Origin of the sequence: Mycobacterium sp. DL99 (genome assembly GCF_004762045.1) — a bacterium.
Classification (GTDB): Bacteria; Actinomycetota; Actinomycetes; order Mycobacteriales; family Mycobacteriaceae; genus Mycobacterium.
Window position 1 is genome coordinate 6,032,779 of sequence record NZ_SJOM01000007.1, and the last position, 18,321, is coordinate 6,051,099.

General features: G+C 67.7%; 12 protein-coding genes and 1 pseudogene. 5 read left to right on the top strand and 8 right to left on the bottom strand.

What is annotated here, in order from left to right; genetic code table 11:
* Positions 1 to 53: 53 nt before the first annotated feature.
* The 6 genes and pseudogenes from EYZ64_RS29325 to eccCa form a co-directional block, all read right to left on the bottom strand.
* Positions 54 to 350, bottom strand: coding sequence for a hypothetical protein (locus EYZ64_RS29325; protein WP_135459213.1), 297 nt, complete (start codon positions 348 to 350; stop codon positions 54 to 56).
* A gap of 4 nt (positions 351 to 354) precedes the next feature.
* Positions 355 to 819 (bottom strand): YbaB/EbfC family nucleoid-associated protein, encoded by a 465-nt coding sequence (locus EYZ64_RS29330; RefSeq protein WP_135459215.1) that lies wholly within the window; start codon positions 817 to 819, stop codon positions 355 to 357.
* Positions 820 to 1,070: 251 nt separating this feature from the next.
* Positions 1,071 to 2,504 (bottom strand): annotated as a pseudogene (locus EYZ64_RS29335) (MinD/ParA family ATP-binding protein); the annotation flags it as partial.
* Between the two features lie 51 nt (positions 2,505 to 2,555).
* Positions 2,556 to 3,938, bottom strand: coding sequence for a type VII secretion-associated serine protease mycosin (gene mycP / locus EYZ64_RS29340; protein ID WP_135459220.1), 1,383 nt, complete (start codon positions 3,936 to 3,938; stop codon positions 2,556 to 2,558).
* Complete coding sequence (eccD, locus tag EYZ64_RS29345; RefSeq protein WP_135459222.1) at positions 3,938 to 5,371, bottom strand: type VII secretion integral membrane protein EccD; 1,434 nt, start codon at positions 5,369 to 5,371, stop codon at positions 3,938 to 3,940. Before eccD (EYZ64_RS29345) ends, mycP begins: the two co-directional genes overlap by 1 nt.
* A complete protein-coding gene (eccCa, locus tag EYZ64_RS29350) occupies positions 5,368 to 9,369 on the bottom strand; it encodes a type VII secretion protein EccCa (RefSeq protein WP_167858020.1) in 4,002 nt (1,333 codons plus the stop codon). Before eccCa ends, eccD (EYZ64_RS29345) begins: the two co-directional genes overlap by 4 nt.
* Positions 9,370 to 9,414: 45 nt before the next feature.
* Between eccCa and eccD (EYZ64_RS29355) the strand changes: the two genes are divergently transcribed.
* On the top strand, positions 9,415 to 10,911 hold the full coding sequence (gene eccD / locus EYZ64_RS29355) for a type VII secretion integral membrane protein EccD (RefSeq protein WP_286175185.1): 1,497 nt from the start codon (positions 9,415 to 9,417) through the stop codon (positions 10,909 to 10,911).
* 8 nt (positions 10,912 to 10,919) lie between these two features.
* Here the strand turns inward: eccD (EYZ64_RS29355) and eccB are convergent, their stop codons facing one another.
* Positions 10,920 to 12,419: a type VII secretion protein EccB gene (gene eccB, locus EYZ64_RS29360; RefSeq protein ID WP_135459226.1), complete on the bottom strand. Its 1,500-nt coding sequence runs from the start codon at positions 12,417 to 12,419 to the stop codon at positions 10,920 to 10,922.
* 62 nt (positions 12,420 to 12,481) lie between these two features.
* Here eccB and eccE point away from each other — a divergent pair, with 62 nt between their 5' ends.
* Together eccE and EYZ64_RS29370 are read left to right on the top strand one after the other, a co-directional pair.
* The gene (gene eccE / locus EYZ64_RS29365; protein WP_135459228.1) at positions 12,482 to 14,188 is read left to right on the top strand and encodes a type VII secretion protein EccE; all 1,707 of its coding nucleotides are present in this window, start codon (positions 12,482 to 12,484) and stop codon (positions 14,186 to 14,188) included.
* A gap of 15 nt (positions 14,189 to 14,203) precedes the next feature.
* Positions 14,204 to 14,893, top strand: coding sequence for a DUF5336 domain-containing protein (locus EYZ64_RS29370; RefSeq protein ID WP_135459231.1), 690 nt, complete (start codon positions 14,204 to 14,206; stop codon positions 14,891 to 14,893).
* Here EYZ64_RS29370 and EYZ64_RS29375 read toward each other — a convergent pair.
* Positions 14,841 to 15,977 (bottom strand): acyltransferase family protein, encoded by a 1,137-nt coding sequence (locus EYZ64_RS29375; protein ID WP_135459233.1) that lies wholly within the window; start codon positions 15,975 to 15,977, stop codon positions 14,841 to 14,843. The genes EYZ64_RS29370 and EYZ64_RS29375 overlap by 53 nt on opposite strands.
* Positions 15,978 to 16,051: 74 nt before the next feature.
* Between EYZ64_RS29375 and EYZ64_RS29380 the strand changes: the two genes are divergently transcribed.
* Positions 16,052 to 17,521, top strand: a complete 1,470-nt coding sequence (locus EYZ64_RS29380) for a glutamate-cysteine ligase family protein (protein ID WP_135459235.1) — start codon at positions 16,052 to 16,054, stop codon at positions 17,519 to 17,521.
* An 18-nt stretch (positions 17,522 to 17,539) separates the two neighbouring features.
* A complete protein-coding gene (locus EYZ64_RS29385) occupies positions 17,540 to 18,223 on the top strand; it encodes a class I SAM-dependent methyltransferase (protein ID WP_135459237.1) in 684 nt (227 codons plus the stop codon).
* Positions 18,224 to 18,321 lie beyond the last annotated feature (98 nt).

Here is an 18,321-nt window from a genome sequence, read left to right on the forward strand (position 1 = left end):
CGAATTGGTGTGGCAACAGGCCTATGTGGCGCACCACTCCATGCGGCAGACGACTACGGCTGGTCGTTCTGTTCGAAGGAGTCCGCGGAACCCTTCAAACCGTCCGAGTAGTAGTCGAGCAGATCGGTCTTGACCACCACCGAGCCGTCGACCCAATCCTTTTGCGCCAGATACCCGGCACTGCCTTTCGCGTACCCGTCACCCATCTTGTCGTCACCCCATGCGGCACCTTCGGCCATCAGATTGGCTTGCAGGGTGGACAGCACGTTCTTCATCCTGACGCTGACATCATTCAGGTTCCTCGAGGTCGCCCGCAGGTCAGAAGGTCCGACACCGAGTTCGTCAGCCATCGATTCAGCTCCTCACAGTGGGGAATGCGGATTCGTCCCGGTCGTCATCCTCCGGCCGGCCCGCTCCGACGACTGCATCGTCGTTGCCGAACACGGATCTGGTCAGTTCGCGCAGATCGGGCGCGCTGTCGGCGAAGTCGGACAGTGACGGCATCATCCGGCGCCGTTCTTCGATCGGCATCATCAGGGCAGCCGACCGCTGCGCGACGAGCTGCGCCGCTGACTGCGCCGCCGCGGTCACGTGGCCGCCGAGTTCTTCGAGTTCGTACTCTTCGAGATACGACTCGTCGATGACAGTCTCGATGACATGACCGCGGGCGTCGACCGTCACCGCGACCAAGCCGTCTGCCTCCTCAGCACTTGCGGTGAGCTGCGCCTGCTCGCGCTGCACCGCAGCAATATCGGCCATCTGCTCTTGGACCAGGGCCAGCACCTCGGTCATCTGATGCCGGAGGGCATCGTTGCTCATTCGGATCAGTGTTCCAGATTCGCAATGGCGCCGCCACAGACTTAGTCGAATTCGATTACGGCTGACCATATTTGAGTGCGCGAACAATTACGCATGGCGAAATTGCCATCGTCACAATGCTGCTCACGCGTCAATTTGCCAACTCGTAGGGACAACCAAGGCCAACGGGCTGGTCCGCATTCCGCACAGATAGCTCACAGCCCCTTGGCGGATTCGCCGATACTTTGCCTCGATGCTCGAGCGCGGTGCGGTCACCGGTACTGGGGTGCACCGCGCAGCCGGGGAAATTTTTCCGCCACTGCGGCAGCCAGTTCCAGATACGCCTGGAGGGTGGACGGGTCCAGCAGGTCGAAGTCAACGTCGGCACCCTCGGCCAGGTGCGGATCGAACGGGATCATGTGCACCGAGCGGCAGCGCGCTTCGAAGTGTTCGTAGACCTTGTCCAGTTTCAGCTTCGCCGAACCGGGCCGGGACGCGCTGAGCACCACGTGCGCCTCGCGGACCAATGCCGAATGTCCGTGCTGCATCAGCCAGTCCAGCGTTGCCGACGCACTACGGGCCGCGTCGATCGCCGGCGAGCTGACCAGCACGATCGCGTGCGCCAGATCGAGCACGCCCGCCATCGCCGAATGCATGATGCCGGTACCGCAGTCGGTGAGGATGATGTTGTAGTAGCGACGCAGGATGCTGACGGTGCGGCGGTAGTCGGACTCGCCGAATACTTCCGAAACCGCGGGCTCCTGCTCGCTGGCCAGCACTTCCAGTCGGCTGCCCGCCATCCGGGTGTGGCTGCGCACGTCGGCGTAGCGCTCGATGTTCGGGTCCGACAGCAGGTCGCGCACCGTGGACTCGCTCGAAACATCCCGCACCCGTTCGGCGAGTGTCCCGCGATCCGGGTTCGCGTCGACCGCGATCACCCGGTCGTGGCGCATCATCGACAGCGCCGAGCCCAATCCCAAGGTGGTGGTGGTCTTTCCGACCCCACCCTTGATCGACAGCACGGCGATCCGGAAGTCACCGGCGATCGGCTGGCGGATCTGGGCCAGCAGGTCGTCCCGCTCACGCTCCCTACGCGATTCTCCCGGGCTGACACGACCGGCGCTGGCCAGGTGCACGGCCCGGCGCCATCCGGAATGAGGTGCGGTGCGTGAGCGGTTCAGGATCCCGGCGTCGTCGAGCGAAGGCGGCACCGGCGAGTACTGCGGCGGCGGAGCCACACCCGGCGGCGGCAGAAGTGGCGGCAACGGCGGCATGAATCCCGGTGGCGGTAACGGCGGCGGCGGAGGTGGCAACGGCGGCGCAGGCATCGGTGGGACCGGCCGCGGCGGCGCGGGTAGCGGCGGAATCGGGATCAAATCCGTCGCCGGTTCCGGTTGAGGAGCCGGCGCTACCTGCGGCTCAGGAGCCGGACGTTCAGGCGCAGGCTCCTCGAGGTCGAACCGTTCGGCGAACTCCCTTGATCCGATCGAGCTGTGCATCTGCCACGGCGGCGGGGCGAGCCGGCGGACCGGTGCCGCAGACGCGGGCGGCGGCGGAGGCGGCACCACCAAGGCATCGGTTGTGTCGTCGGCGGGCGACTTGGCGGTGTGGATCTGCCGGGCTGACCGTTGTGCCGCAATCTGTTCCAGCAGCGCGGCCGCCCGGGCCTCCACCTCGTCCAATTCGCCAGGAGCCAAGTCGTCGAGCGATGTGGGCTCGCCGATCGGCCGATTCTCGTCCGGCATCTTTCCCCTAACTCACCTGGTCCGTCGCCGGGCAGCAGCCACCGCTACCGCCGCCACCATCAACGCAAGACACGCCGCGGTGACGGTGAAGACGATCCTGCGGGCCCGCACATTACCCGGATCAGGTTGCGGTGGCCCGCTGATCGGTGAAGAGGCAGTGACATCGCGACCGTCGGCCCCCGGCGGGAGCTGGTAGGTCAGTGCCGCGACCGGGTCCACGACTCCATAACCCGTGGCCTGGTTGGGTCCATTCCCGGGGGTGCGGGCGGTGCGCTCGATCAGATCCTTGACCTCACCTGCGGTCAGGTCGGGATACCGCGACCGGATCAACGCCACCACCCCCGATACGAACGGCGTCGCGAAGCTCGTGCCGTTCAGCGGCGCCAGCCCCTGCTGGCCGAGTTGTGCGTTGCTCAACCCGGGCCCGCCCGGGTCCAGCGAGGTGACCCGCTCGCCGGGGGCGGCCACCGCTACCCATGGTCCGTGCAGGCTGAAGTCGGCCGGGGCGGCCGCCGTGGTCACTGCCCCGACCGTCAGGACGTAGTCGGCGAACCAGGCCGGGCTGGCGATGGTGCTGACGCTGCTCCAGCCCTTGTGCAACGGCTGGTTCGGATCGTTCATGTTGTTCTGCGCGTTGCACATGCTCTGGGAGTTGAAGTTGCCCGCCGCCGCCACCACCACGACATTGCGTTCGTAGGCGTATCGCACCGCGCGGCCGAGCTCCCGATCGTCCATTCCGGCCGCAACAGGAGCGCAGGCCACCTCGGACAGATTGATCACCGTGGCACCGAGATCCACCGCCCGAGCGATCGCAAGCGCCAGCGTGTGTGTGTTGCCGTAGCCGATCGATGTCGCGTTGGGATCGTCGTTCTGGCTGCTGCTCGTGCCCGCGACGCTGTAAGCGCCGCTGTTCTGGCGGATGGAGAGGATGGAAGCCTCCGGCGCGACGCCGGCGAAGCTGTCACCGTCGGCGGGCACCGCGGCAATGATCCCGGCGACCAGGGTGCCGTGCGCATCGCAATCGACCAGGCCGTCGCTGCTCGACACATAGTCGCCGCCGGGTTCGAGCGCGGGAAGCCGCGGATGACGGTTGACGCCGGTGTCGATCACCGCCACCTTCTGCCCGGCACCGCGGGAAAAGCGCCAGGCCCTGCGGTATTCGAGCATCGCCTCGGCACTGGTCTGCTTGGTGAAGTCGGTGCCCGGCAGCACGCCGGTCGGAATACCGCAGATCGCCTTCAGTTCGGTGGGCTGCGCCGGTGCGACGGGCCCGATCGGCGGCGGACCGGGCTCGACGACGGGCGGCGTCACCGCACCGGCCGGGGGTGCACCGAAGCCGGCCAGCGCCACGGTCAGGACGACGGTCACCACCGCCGCGTGTCGCCGGGCGCTCACTAGCCGCCCAGCCGTTCGTACAGTCCGAGCGACCACAGCGCCAGCGGGATCACCGCGGCCACAGCCAGATACTCGAGATACCCGGCGGCGGTCCGGATCCGGCGAACGTAAGGGGCTGCGACCCCGGCGACGGCCAGCACCGCAAGCACGACGGCGCCGGTGAGCTGCAACGTCCACACCCCGGTCTGGGCTTGCACGCAGGCCATCAGTACGAGTCCCAGGGCGGGCACGGCAAGCGCGGCACGTTCCGGCCAGGTGTCGGCCCGACGGCTTCGCAAGGCCGGCACCGCAGCGCAGACCAGGGCGAAAGCGAATGCCGCCCAACCCGTGTCGGCCCGCATCAATACGGTGGTGCCGATCAGCGCGGTCGTTGCCGCACCGGCCAGCAGCCCGGAGCGGGTCAGCACCGCTGAATGCACGCGATCCCACACCTGTTCCGCGCTCGGCATCGGGGCGCCGGGCTGGGTCTGCACTGCCGATGTGGTGAACGGGTCATCGGCGCGCGACGCGCCGGCCGACGCCACCGGATATTGGTCCAGCCGTGCCGTCAGCGCCGGCACCGCCAGGCATCCGAACACCGCGACCACGGCGACGACGGTGGCCACCACCGTGACCGGTGCGCCCAGGGCCCGGGCCGCGAATGCCGCCGTGCCGAAGCCCAGCACCACCGCTGCGGCGACGTAGGTCCAATGGCCGGCACCGATCGCACGATGGCAGATCGCCGTGAGCCCCAACAATATTGCGCACCCGGAGGCCAGGCCGACCGCGCCGTGGGGCGCCGCCAGCAACCAGCCTGCTGCGGCACCGATGGCGATCGCCGGAGGACCCGCCGCCGCGGCGATGTCGGCCCTGCCGAGCACTCGGCGCACGAGTGCCGCGCCGGCGACCAGCGTCACCAGCATCACCGCCGCAGCGATCACGATCGTCGGCCGGTGCGCCGTCAACGCGGGTGCAAGCAGCAGGACGACCCATACCGCCGAGCACAGCCACCACCCGGCGAAGGCCATCATTCGCGCCGCGGAGGCACTCCAGGCCGCGTACGAAGCCCGGTTCAGCCGGGCCGCGGCGTCCACCACGTCGTCGTACAGCGTGGGCGGCGACAGCGCACGGTGAGCCGAGAGTCGCAGTAGCTCACCGTTTTCCACCCCGGCCTCACGCAAGGTCCGGTCGGGCTCCAGCACACCGCTGCCGGCCCGGCCCTCGCGACTGAGCGCCCAGAACGTCCGTCGCTCATCGCGATCGGCCACGTCGTCGCCGCGCTCGTCGTCGCGGGACCTGATCAGCCGGGCCAGCTCCGGCAGGAACGCCGCCACCGGGACGTCGGCCGGCAGCGCGACATCGAGTTGGGTGCGTCCCCCGACCACGGACACCCGGATCGCCTCGGGTGCCGCGGACACCACGAGCACCGCGCGAAGCTCCTCGACCCCGGTCACAGGTCAGGCATCCTGGACAGCTGAACCACGCCGCTGCGGGTGGTCCGCGAGACCAGCATGCCGCGGCCGGGGGGCATCGTGCCGGCCTTGTATCCGCCGAACAGCCCGCCCTCGTCTCTGCTTCCGCTCATCACCAAACCGTTGCAGGACAGGTCTTTCAGACGCCCGATGATCGGATCCATCATCGCCCGCCCGGCACCACCGCTGCGCCGCGCGACGACGACGCGCAGACCGATGTCGCGGGCCTGCGGCAGATACTCCACCAGCGGGCCGAGCGGGTGGCTCAGCGATCCGCCGGGAATCAGGTCGTAGTCGTCGATCATCACGAACAGGTCCGGCCCTGACCACCAGGACCGCTCCTTGAGTTGCTGCTGGGTGATGTCGTTGGGCGGCAGCCGATCTTTGAGGGCGCCCGCCAGCGCCATCATCAGATCTGTGCACGACTGCGGGGCAGTCGCGTAGCCGCCGAGGTACTCGTCGGGGACGACGCCCAGCATCGAGCGGCGGAAGTCGACCAGGATGATCTTGGCCTCGAGCGGGCTGGCGTTCTCCATCACACCGGCGGCAATGTTGCGCAGCAGACCGGTCTTTCCGCATTCGGTGTCGGCGAAGGCCACCAGGTGTGGTTGCGAATCGAAATCCAGGACGACGGGGGCCAGTTCTTCCTCGTTGATGCCGATCGCGATGCGGGCCTTGCCCAGTTGACCGGCATCGCGAGCCACCTTCACGACGTCGTCGCGGTTCACATCGTGCGGCAGCATCCGCACCTTCGGCGCCTCACGGTCCCCGTAGTGCGCGCGGACGGCCTCGACCGCTCCGGCCACTCCGGCGGGCAGATCCTCCACCTCCGAACTGGAGTCGAGCCGGGGCAACCCGATCAGAATGTGAAGCCGCTCGGAGTTGATACCGCGGCCGGGCCGTCCGATGGGCACCAGCTCAGCGGACCGCCGTGCCACCTCACTGTCGATCGGATCGCCGAGGCGCAGCTCGACGCGGGTGCCGAGCATGTCCTTGACCGCGGGCCGGATCTCCATCCAGCGCGACGCGGTGATGGCCAGGTGAACGCCGTACGACAGGCCCTGGATGGCCAGCGATTGGATCACCGTGTCCAGCGCCTCGAAGTCGCTCTTGATCGACGCCCAGCCGTCGATGACCAGCACCACATCACCGAATTTGTCCTCGCTCACGCCGCCTTGGGCCTTGCGCTGGCGGAAGTCCCGCATGGATTCGATGCCGAGTTCGCGGAACAGCTGCTCGCGGGACCGGAGCACCCCGGCCACCTCGGCGACGGTGCGCCGGATCGCGTCGGCGTCCATCCGGCCGGCCACCCCGCCGACGTGCGGCAGCTTCGCCAGGCTCGTCAGCGTGCCGCCGCCGAAGTCCAGGCAGTAGAACTGCAACTGCTCGGGAGTATGGGTCGCGGCCGCGGACAGGATCAGCGTGCGCAGCGCGGTGGACTTACCCGACTGCGGCCCGCCGACCACCGCCACATTGCCCTGGGCGCCGGACAGGTCCACCATGAGCAGGTCGCGGCGCTGATCGTAGGGCCGGTCCACCACGCCCATCGGCATCCACAACCGGCCGTTGACATTCACCGGTGCCGACCAATCCGATTCCGGCAGAAGCTCGTTCACCGCCGGACTGTCATCGAGCGGCGGCAGCCACACCTCGTGCGCGGGCCTGCCGTGGCCGCGCAGCCGGCTGACGACCATACCGAGCAGCGTCGTCTTGACCGGTCCGGCCGGGGCGGAATCCACCTCGACGGGCAGCGCCGAAGGCGCCGGGCCGCGCGCGGGCACCGCGTCCTTCTTGACCGGCGTGGCGGTGAACAGCTTGGGCGCGAGTGCGCCCAACTGGGTCACCCGCCCGGTGCGGGCTGATATCCGCGGCTTGACGTACTCCCCCGACACATAGCAGGCATTGAACCGGATCGGTTCGGAGGCATCGCATTTCAGGAACGCCGAACCGGGGACGCTGGGTAGGTGATAGGCGTCGGGCACGCCGAGCACGCTGCGCGACTCGCCGGCCGAGAACGTCTTGAGGCCGATCCGGTAGGACAGGTGCGAGTCCAGGCCGCGCAGCTTGCCTTCCTCCAACCGCTGCGAGGCCAGCAGCAGATGCATGTGCAGCGAGCGGCCCAGCCGGCCGATCATCACGAACAGCTCGGCGAAATCCGGCTTCTGCGACAGCAGCTCGGAGAACTCATCGACCACGATGAACAGGGCGGGAAGAGGTTCGAGGTCTGCGCCCGCCGCGCGGGCCCGCTCGTATTCGGTGACGTTGGGGAAGTTTCCGGCGGAGCGCAGCAACTCCTGGCGGCGGTTCATCTCGCCGGCCAGCGCGTCACGCATGCGGTCCACCATGGTCAGTTCGTCTTCGAGGTTGGTGATGATGGCCGCGATGTGGGCGATCCCGTCCAGACCGAGGAACGTCGCCCCGCCCTTGAAGTCGACCAGCACCAGGTTGAGCTGCTCGGGCGAGTGCGACGTGATCATCGACAACACCAGCGTGCGTAGGAATTCCGACTTGCCCGATCCGGTGGCGCCGATACACAGACCGTGCGGGCCCATCCCGCCTTCGGCGGCTTCCTTGATGTCGAGTTCGATGGGCTGACCGTTCGGGGTGATCCCGATCGGCACCCGCAGCCGCTCCCGCGGGGACCGCTGTCGCCACACCTGTTCCGGCACGATCCCGGCGGCATCGGGAATCTTCAACAGCGCCATCAGGCCTGGGTCGACCGCCCTCGAATCGGCTTCCAGGCTGACGATGTGCGCGGCGTTGGCCGGGCGGTAACGGCCGATCCGCCGTGCCGTGGTCTCGGCCTCGGGGATCGTGATCGTGTCCGGGGTGGCGAACCGTTCGACGCCCACCGCGGTACGCGCGGCGACGTCGTCGCCCTCGACGACCAGTTGCAGGCTGCGCCGAGCCGACCCGCCTGGACGCAGGCCGTTCAGGTCCAGCAGCGTCACACTGTCCAGCCCGGCGTCGGTGATCAACTGCTCGTCGCCGGTGACGAATCCGTCGTCCAGCACGACGACGAGCTGTTTGAGGCCCTGCGTCGGCTGTGCGTTGCGGGTGAACCGGCCGCGTTCGGCCAGCTCCGCAGACATCGCGGTCTCCATCAGCTCGAGCGTGGGGAACAGCAGCCGCATCGAACCCATGCCGTCGCGGGTCGAGGCATGCTGCGCATGGGGCAACCACTTGACCCAGCTCCAGTTCTCACCGTCGGGGTTGGCCGTGACGATCGCCACCTGCACATGGTCCGGACCGTGAAAAGTACACAGCTCCAACACCATCGAGCGCACCAGCTGCTGCGCGAGCTTGCGCTCCCCTTCGAAGGTGATCGTGGGAAACGCCCGCAGCGACACCGCGGTAGGCAGCGCATGCACCACCGAGTGGGTCTTGACGAACCGGCGCAACGCCACCGTCGACACCGGTTCCAGGTCCTCGGGAGGGCCGGTCTCGGGCGCCATCAACCGCGTCGCCAACCGGTGCGTCCCGATACCGACCCGGATATGGCAGTAATCGGCATCGCTGGGCCGTCGCTCCCACATGCGCCGGGTGCCCACCACATCGGTCAGCGCGCGCGGATCGGGATGGCTCCATTCCAGCGCCGTGCGTTGTTCGGCCCCGGTGGTGTCGGCTTCCTCGCGAAGATTCGCCAGGTAACTGAAGTAGTCCTTGCGTTCCTCGTTGAGCTCGGCGGCGGCTTTGCCATTTTTGTTCCCGCCGCCCATGAACATGCCGACCATCGACATGACCATCATCATCGGAAAGAGCAGGAACATCGGGCTTCTGGCCATGTCGCGGCCACCGACCGTGATCATCAGCGCGATCATGCCGATCACCGCGACCAGCATCACGAACGGCATCAGCCGCATGAACAGATTGCCCGGGATGGCCCGCGGCACCTCGGGCGGTGGGGCCAGGTTGACCTCGCCTCCGGGCATCCGCGGCGGCGCCACCCGAAGGCGGCGGACGAACCCCTGCGTACTCAACCTTCCCTCCCCGGAAGCTGCTGGGCCGGATGCTGGGTATTGTTCGTGTCGAGCAATCCCATTGCGCAGGAGGCCGACTGGATTGTGACCCTACTTGAGTCAGAGCTTGATCAAGAAGCCGAACCCGAGCTGAGCCGATTGACCCTGGTGGTCGGCGAACTGAACATCGACGTCGGGTTGCCTGCACACGTCAGCATCGCCCAATACATTCCCGATGTCATCGATATCGCGAATGAACAGATCACCGCGCACGACGCGATCATCGAGTTCGACGCCGCCGACGGGCGGTGGACCCTGGCACCGCTCGGCGGTGAACCGATCGCCCCGCACCTGTCCATCGCCGAGGCGGGCGTCCACGACGGCGACCTGTTGATGATCCGCGCGGTCGGCCAGCCGGTCAGCCCGTTGTTGTTCGACGACGTCGACGACACCCACGACACAGCGGCCGGCACCGTGGCGAGCTGGTTCGCGGACAACGCCAACGTGTTGGCCGGGTTCGGTGTCGCCGCGGCCGCCGCCGTCACGCTGGCCGGCGTGACGGCACGGTGGACCGCCCAACCCGCAGTGCCCGCGGCGGTACTGGCCCTCGGCGTGATGGGGATGCTGCTGGCCTGCCTGGTGGCGCACCGGCCGGGGTTCGCCGCGGCGCCGGGCTGGATCACCGCGGTCTCGACGCCACTGGTCTTCGCGGGCTCGCTGTACCTGGTACCCGACGGTTCCGGCGCCACCTCCCTGCCGATGGCGTTCGCCCTGACCGCTTTCGGCGCGCTCCTGGTGCTGCTCGTCTCGGGCAGCGGATCCGCGGTGTACACCGCGATCATCGCGGCGTGCGCTTTCGGCGGCGTCAGTTCGACGGCAATGTTGCTGTGGCAGCCACCCATCCGCGCGGTAGGTGCTTTGCTCGCCACCGTGGCCGTTATCGTCGTCTACCTTGCCCCGCGGGTGACGATCGGGCTGTCGAAACTCCCGATCCCACGGGTGCCCACCGCGGGTGAGCCGCTCGATGACATCGAGACCCAGGGTGGCCCCACCGTCGAGGGCGTCAACGCGATCGGCAAACAGATCATCCCCACCGAGGAAGACTTGATCAGCCGGGTTCGGCGGGCCAATCAGCACCTCACCGGGATTCTCGTCGCGGCCGCGCTGGCGGCCCTGGCCGGTTGTTACCTGGCCGTGGACGTCAGCAACGGGTTCTATTGGCAGGGCACCGTTTTCGCCGTCATGGTGGCGACGGTGCTGTGCCTGCGCGGTCGCGGCCATCACGACCTGGTGCAGTCGGCGACGCTCATCGGCAGCGGGCTGACCATCGCCGTCGCCGTGGTCCTCAAGACCGCGCTGAACGTCGAGGGGTGGCAGGCCCGCGCCGCGGTCGTGCTGCTCGTCCTGATCCTGGCGTGCGGGCTGGTCGCACCCCTGCGCGAGTTCTCCCCGGTGGCGCGGCGTCAGGTCGAGATACTCGAATACATCGCCGTGGGATCGCTCTTCCCGCTGTGCTTCTGGATCATCCGGGTCTACGCGTTCTTCCGCGAGATGCGACTGTAAACGCCTGGTCAGCCGGTTGACACCTTACTGCTGTCCGGGTCGGCGGCCATCCCGTCATGGGCGACCAGGGCCGCCTCCTGAGACAGCTCCGGCCCGGGCGGCAACAGCGACAGCACCGGCCAGGGTGCCCACTGCGGGGCGTTGGCCGGGCCGTCGGGCACCTTCACGCCGCTGACCCCGAGCACCTCGGCCGTCGGCAAATCCTTGATGTGGTAACGCACTCCGGTATCCGAGACGTAGAACAGCTGCCCCGCCGAGCGGCTGTCGGGATCGTTGCCGGTGGCCTGCACGTACTCGCCGGCTCCCGGGGTCAGGTAGACCGAATCCGCCCCCGGGCCGCCGCCGTCGGCGCTGGCCAGCCGAACCATCTGAGCTCCCTCGGCGGTGGGCAACCGGTGCCCGACCAGCAGCCGTACGTCCGCTCCAGCGTCGGTGTTGGACCGCTGCCAGCCCATGCACACCACCCGATCGGGATTGGGCGACACGATCCGCGGCGACACCAGCGGGTAGTGGTCGATCGGCAGCCGGTGCACGGTCGGCACCTCGGCCAGTGTTGCGGGCGCGATCTCGTCGATCTCGCCGGTGGCCACCTCGCCGGACGCGCTGTAGCGAATGATGTCGGCGGTGGCCTGCGAGACAGGCTGCAGACCTTCACGCAGCACGACGTAGAGCTGTTCACCTCGCGAGTCGACGGATTTGACGATGGCTCCCACCGGGTGGTCCGGTCCGAGCAGGCCGGGCTCCCCCGAACCCTGGATCAGCACCGGCGTGATCGGGTCGACCAGCGGGAAGGTGTTGAGCACGGACAACGACATCGGCCGGGTGGCCGCGCCCTGGAGGTGAAGTCCGTTGACCAGGACCGGATCTGACACATCGATCGGGGCCCGCACACCGCGGTAGACCAGATAGGTGGTGCCGCCGGTTTCGGTGAGGATCGCCTCGGCGGAGTCGGCCGGGCGAATGCCGCCGTCGAGCACCGGGTCATTCGCCAGCACCGTGGTCTGCAGGCTGGGCGTGCCGGTGGTTTCGGTGACGGCCGGCATCAGCAGGTTGTCGCAGACAGTCCACGACGACGTCGCCAGGTCGTCGCCGCGGTTGATGCTCGCGGGCGCGCCGACGATGCCGACCATGGGCCCGCGCGGTACGGCGTCGAGGAACTTGTCGTCAACCTGCTTGGGGCTGTCGTTCCTGCCGACGATCAGCCGGGCCGAGGCCAGATTCAGCACGGGGTGGATCTGGTCACCGATCCGGACGAACGGCGCACCGCTCGATTTGCTCAGCACGATCTGCGCGTCGCCGATGTTGGGTGCCGGCTTGAAGAACGCCATCACGGCCGAGGCCCCGGTGATCAGGACAGCGATCACCACCCCCACGATCAGGGCCCTCATCTGGCCACGCATCGGATCGTGGATCATCCGCGAATCGCCCCGGATGAGCGCGTGCTCAAGCCGGCGGATCAGGAAACGGTAGCCGTTCACCTGTGCGCGAGTGGTAACTTGCGCTGGCATGCGTAGTGTTTAGCACGTCCGCACCACCTCGACATGACGTCCGAGCGCCTATTCGAAAAGCGATGCGTCCATTGACTTTCGCAGCAAAGCTGACCACCGCCGGCGATACTGGCCCGCAGCGGCCCGTCCCCCTGGCCGACCTGATCGTCCTGCAAATACTCGTCGGCGCCGGCATCGTCGTCGCGCAGCAACTGCACCGGCCCGGCTGGCAGGGCGCGGCGGTGGGTCTGGTGCCGGCGCTGTTGCTGGTTGCCCCGGTCGTCAAGGGCACGACAGCACCGCGGGCACTGGCGCTGCGCGGGAGGTTTCTGCGGAATCGACGGCGACGCGCGGGCAAGACCGAGCCGGGATCCCTGCCGACCGAACCGTTCGACGTTCCGACCTCCGACGGGTTGCAGATCGGATTCCGTTGGAACGGCTCGACTTTGCTGTCATTGCTCAAGATCGACGAAAACCCCAGGGCTCTGACCGTTTTGGAGCCCGGGGTCACAGTTTCCGGCGAGATGGTTCCCGTGCAGGCGCTGCTGGACTGCCTGCGCCAGTTCGACATCACGCTCGAATCCATCGACATCATCAGTCAGGGCGCCCGCTCGGCCGGTCACACCGACGTCGCCGCCGTCTATGACTCCGTGCTGGGGCCGCTGCCCGCGATCGCCCAGCGCACCGTATGGATTGCCGTGCGGTTCAACCCGTCACGCTGCGCGGAGGCGGTCCGGCGCCGGGGCGGTGACCGTGACGGCATCCTGCGCGCCGCCACCACTGCGACCCGTCGCGTCGCCAACCGGCTGGCCGAGGCGGGCCTTCAGCCCCAGTTCCTGTCCGCCAGCGGCATCGCTGCGGCCACCAATCAGCTCAGCGACGGCATCAATCTCGGCACCGTCGAAGAAACCTGGGAGGACTGCCGCGAAGGCCACTTCCGGCTGTCCAGCTTCGCCGTGCAGCCGAACATGCTGACCACGGCGGGACTCGGGCTGCTGTGGACGGTACCCAGCTACTCCACCACCGTGTGCCTGTCGCTGCGCGAGGCCCCCGATCACGGCACCGACGAAGATCTGGTCCAGGTCCGCGGATTGGTCCGCTTCGACAGCGACGTGCGCGTCCCCACCCAATTGCGCGGTCTCACCCCGCTGCACGGTCAGCAGTTTTCCGCGCTGGCCGCGACGCTTCCGATCCCGACGGTCCCCGGGTCCGACCACATCGAGCACTGGGCGTCCGGCCTCCGCGGTGATGCGCTCAGTGATCTGGCGTTGCCGGCCTCGGGCTGCGGACAGGTGATCGGCGCCGACCAGGAGGGCCGCGCGGTCGCGCTGCCGCTGTTCGGCGCTCAGATCCGCCGGGTGGAGATCGTCGGCACACTGCACCTGGCGCAGCAGGTGGTGCTGCGCTCGCTGGCGTTGGGCGCCCGGGTGCTGGTGCACAGCCGGCGTCCGGCGTTCTGGCGCGACATGGTCGACGTGGTCGGGCGCAATGACCTGCTGTGGGTTGCCGACTTCAACCGGCGCGCCATCCAGGCCGGTGCGGAGCGCAACTACACCGTCGAGATGTTCGACGGTGTTCCAGAGCAATCAGTCCGGATCGGGGTCACCACCATGGTGCTCGCCCCACCGAATACGCCCGCCTCCGATCACGCCGACGTGGTCCTCGATCTGATCTCACTGGAACACGACACGGTCAAGGTCAGCACCCAGGCCGGTTCGGCGGTGGTCACGATGGTCGCCACCGACGACGAGATGCGTTATCTGAGAGCGTCCGCGAACAGCACTGACTGATATGAAGGAGTGATCGTGGTCAATCCGCTTCATCGCAACCTGTCGATCGCGGTGGTGGTGCTGGGTCTCATCGGCTACTGCGTGAGTTTCGGACCGGCCGCCGACGGCGGCGGCAACGACTGGCACGTCAGGTTCGCCGCACTGGCCGCCCTGGCCGCCGCAATCGGCTTGCTGCCCAAGCAGACTGCCCTCCCATGGCTGCCCGCCGTCCTGGCCGCCGCGGGTTTTCTCGATGCCTTGTCGAGCGTCCTGACCTCCTCCACCTCGGGCTGGGTGCTGACGACCATCGCGGTGCTCAACGGACTGCAGGCCGTGGCGGCCGTCGCGGCGATGTGGCTGGCACCGGAGCCGCCGGCCGCGGCCACCGCCGCCGGCGGCTACGAGGCCTATCTCGACTACTACAACCAGGCCGTGCAGCAGTACTACCAGCAGGGCGCGGTGGCACAACAGGATTCGTCGCAGCACAGCAGTTACGGCCAGGCGTATGGCCAGGGTTACGCCCAGTCGCAGGCAACCCAGCAAGCACCGCAATACGGCGATTACGCCGATCTGCTGTCGCCACAACAGGATTACGGCCGGGCCGCGGCTGCGGCACCGGCCCAGCCCGGTGGATCCCTGCCCCCGCCCGGGCGGGCCGGGGCAGGCCCCGTGACTAACCGCGCGGCCGAGTCAGCCGATGTAACAGCCAGGCGAACGGCACCGTGAACACCAAGGTCACGATGAACAACACCGTGGCCGATCCGGTGTAGACGTGCCAGCCCAACACGAACGCCATGACCAGGTCCATGGCGACCACGTGTAGCAGGAATACCTCGTAGGAGATCTCGCCCAGCCACACCATCGGCCGGCTGCCCATCAGCCGCGCGTAGAGACCGTTCCCGCCCAGCGCCAGCGGGGCCACCACGAGTGTCGCGATGATCGCGTAGAACATCGTCTTGGCCAGGTCCTCGGTCAGGTCGAGGGATACCGCGGTGGTGATCCCGGCGATCGGGGTCGAAACCACCAGATAGCAGGCCAGCGCCAGGGGCAACGCCGCCATCGCATAGCAGCGCACGCCCATCGTGCCCAGCACGGCCAGCACCATCCCGCCGACGAACCAGACCAGATAGTGCGGCAGCCAGGCACCACCTCCGACCGGCATCCATTCGGTGTTGTGCAGCAGCACCAGCCACACCGGGCTGACCGCAGCCAGGACAGTCAGCCCGGCCAATAGCAGAACCGGCCGAAAACGCCTGCGACACAACGCCACCAACAGCAGATAGGCCAGCAGAGGCAACACGGCGTAGAACGCGACCTCCACCGCCAGGCTCCACATCTGGCTCAATCCCTGGTGCAGGTACTCCGCGAAGTAGTTGTCGCCGTAGATCTGAGTCAGGGTCAGGTTGCGTAGCAGGCCGGGCCACGTGTGTCCGGGATTCGGCTGTACGGGCCGCAGTTCGTAGATCCCGTAGACGACGAGGACCGTGACGACGTAGGCGGGCATGATGCGGCGGAACCGATTTCGCGCATAGCGTCGGGTGCTCGGCGCGTCGGCCCCCGAGGCCGCGGCCTGCACCCAGGGGCGGAACAGCAGGAGCCCCGAGAGCACGAAGAAGATCGCCACCCCGACCTCGAGGCGGGCGCTCATCAGCCCCAGGTATCCGTGCGAGAGCAGGCCGGTGCCGTACGCCGCGTGGGTTCCCATCACCGTCATTGCGGCGACCGCGCGCACCCCGGTGAGTGATGCGACGCGATCGACGTGCGAGACCTGCTCGAGCCCGCCCTGGTCGTCCTCAACCGCTGAGGTCATCGGTCGGCCTCCGCCTCCGTGGTCATTTGGCCATTCTGCTGCGCGCACGCCCGTTCGCGTTGTTGCATCGCGGTGTGGGCGAAGAGGTCAAGAACACCGAGTTCAGCCGCGCGCACCGGCAGGAGTACCGGCGCAAGGTGCAACTGTGCCTCGACGTGTTCGAAACCATGCTGTCCCGGTCGAGTTTCGAGTTCGAGCGCCCGCTCACCGGCATGGAAATCGAGTGCAACCTCGTCGACGATGAGTACCAACCCGCGATGACCAACCAGGAAGTGCTGGCATCGATCGCCGATCCGGCCTATCAAACCGAATTGGGCGCCTACAACATCGAATTCAACGTCCCTCCACGACCGTTGCCCGGCCGAGCCGCGCTGGACCTTGAGGACGAGGTGCGGCTGAGCCTCAATGCCGCCGAGGCCAAGGCCAGCGAGGACGGAGCGCACATCGTGATGGTGGGCATCCTGCCGACCCTGATGCCCGAGCACCTGTCGGACGGTTGGATGAGCCAGTCGACGCGCTATCAGGCGCTCAACGACTCGATCTTCACCGCCCGCGGCGAGGACATGCCCATCGACATCTCCGGGCCGGAGCGGCTGAGTCTGCAGTCGGCGTCCATCGCGCCGGAGTCCGCATGCACCAGCATGCAGCTGCATCTGCAGGTATCCCCCGCCGATTTCGCCCGCAACTGGAATGCCGCCCAGGTGCTGGCCGGCCCGCAACTCGCGGTGGGGGCCAATTCACCGTATTTCTTCGGTCATCAGCTGTGGGCCGAGACCCGCATCGAGCTGTTCACCCAGTCCACCGACACCCGGCCCGATGAGCTCAAGGCCCAGGGCGTGCGGCCGCGGGTCTGGTTCGGCGAGCGCTGGATCACGTCGATCTTCGATCTGTTCGAGGAGAACGTGCGGTATTTCCCGTCGCTGCTACCCGAGCTGTCCGACGAGGATCCGGTCGCCGAGCTCGCCGCGGGCCGGGCGCCTCAGCTGGCTGAGCTACGGCTGCACAACGGGACGATCTACCGGTGGAACCGCCCGGTATATGACGTGGTGGGCGGTGTTCCCCACCTGCGGGTGGAGAACCGCGTGCTACCGGCCGGCCCGACCGTGGTGGACATGCTGGCCAATGCGGCGTTCTACTACGGCCTGCTGCGAACGCTGTCCGAGGAAGACCGCCCGTTGTGGACCAAGATGAGCTTCGCCGCGGCCCACCACAACTTCATCGAGGGCGCCCAGAACGGCCTGGATGCCCGGCTGTACTGGCCCGGTCTGGGCGAGGTGACGCCCGATGAGTTGGTGCTGCGCAGGCTGCTCCCGATGGCGCACGACGGGCTGCGCCGCTGGGGTGTGGCGGGGGAGGTGTGTGACCGCTATCTCGGGGTGATCGAAGGTCGCGCCAAGACCGGACGGACCGGGTCGACGTGGCAGGTGGCAACCGTGCAAAAGCTGCAGTCACAGGGGTTGACCAGGCCCAAGGCGCTGGCCGAAATGTTGCGGGAGTATGTCCAGCGTATGCACAGTAATGAGCCCGTCCATACGTGGGATTGAGACGCGTACGTTGGAGGAATGACTTCTGGACAGGTCTTGGACTGGGATGGCGCGTACAAGGGGGAAGCAGGTTTCGAGGGCCAGCCGCCGTGGAACATCGGTGAGCCGCAGCCCGAGCTTGCGGCGCTGCACCAGGCCGGGAAGTTCGAGAGCGATGTGCTCGACGCGGGCTGCGGCCATGCCGAGTTGTCACTGGCGCTGGCGTCGGACGGCTACACCGTCGTGGGGCTGGATCTGAGCCCGACGGCGATCGCGGCGGCCAATCAGGCTGCGCAGGTGCGCGGGCTGTCGACGGCCAGCTTCGCCCAGGCCGACATCACGTCATTTACGGGTTACGACGGCCGGTTCAACACCGTGATCGATTCGACCCTGTTCCACTCGCTGCCGGTCGAAGGTCGCGACGGATACCTGCAATCGATCCGCCGGGCCTCGGCCCCGGGTGCGCACTACTACGTGCTGGTGTTCGCCAAGGGCGCGTTCCCGGCCGAGTTGGAGACGAAGCCCAACGAGGTGTCCGAAGACGAACTGCGCGCCGCGGTGTCGAAGCACTGGGAGGTCGACGACATCCGGCCGGCATTCATCCATGCGAATGCTGTCGCGATGCCTGCCGATGTTCCGTTCGAGTTGCCCAAGCACGACTTTGACGAGAAGGGCCGCATCAAGTTCCCGGCGTTTCTGCTGACCGCACACAAGGCAGGCTGAGATAGGCCGCCGCGTCAGAGCGGTGGCCGCACTGGTGCCGAATCGATTTGGCACCCGTCATGCGTGTCCGTATCCTGGTTGGATTCCTCGCATCCAAC

Coding starts and splice junctions, on each gene's coding strand:
- eccB (WP_135459226.1), bottom strand. CDS start 12,419: ATGCCAGCGCAAGTTACCACTCGCGCACAGGTGAACGGCTACCGTTTC.
- EYZ64_RS29330 (WP_135459215.1), bottom strand. CDS start 819: ATGAGCAACGATGCCCTCCGGCATCAGATGACCGAGGTGCTGGCCCTG.
- EYZ64_RS29325 (WP_135459213.1), bottom strand. CDS start 350: ATGGCTGACGAACTCGGTGTCGGACCTTCTGACCTGCGGGCGACCTCG.
- EYZ64_RS29385 (WP_135459237.1), top strand. CDS start 17,540: ATGACTTCTGGACAGGTCTTGGACTGGGATGGCGCGTACAAGGGGGAA.
- eccE (WP_135459228.1), top strand. CDS start 12,482: ATGCGTCCATTGACTTTCGCAGCAAAGCTGACCACCGCCGGCGATACT.
- EYZ64_RS29375 (WP_135459233.1), bottom strand. CDS start 15,977: ATGACCTCAGCGGTTGAGGACGACCAGGGCGGGCTCGAGCAGGTCTCG.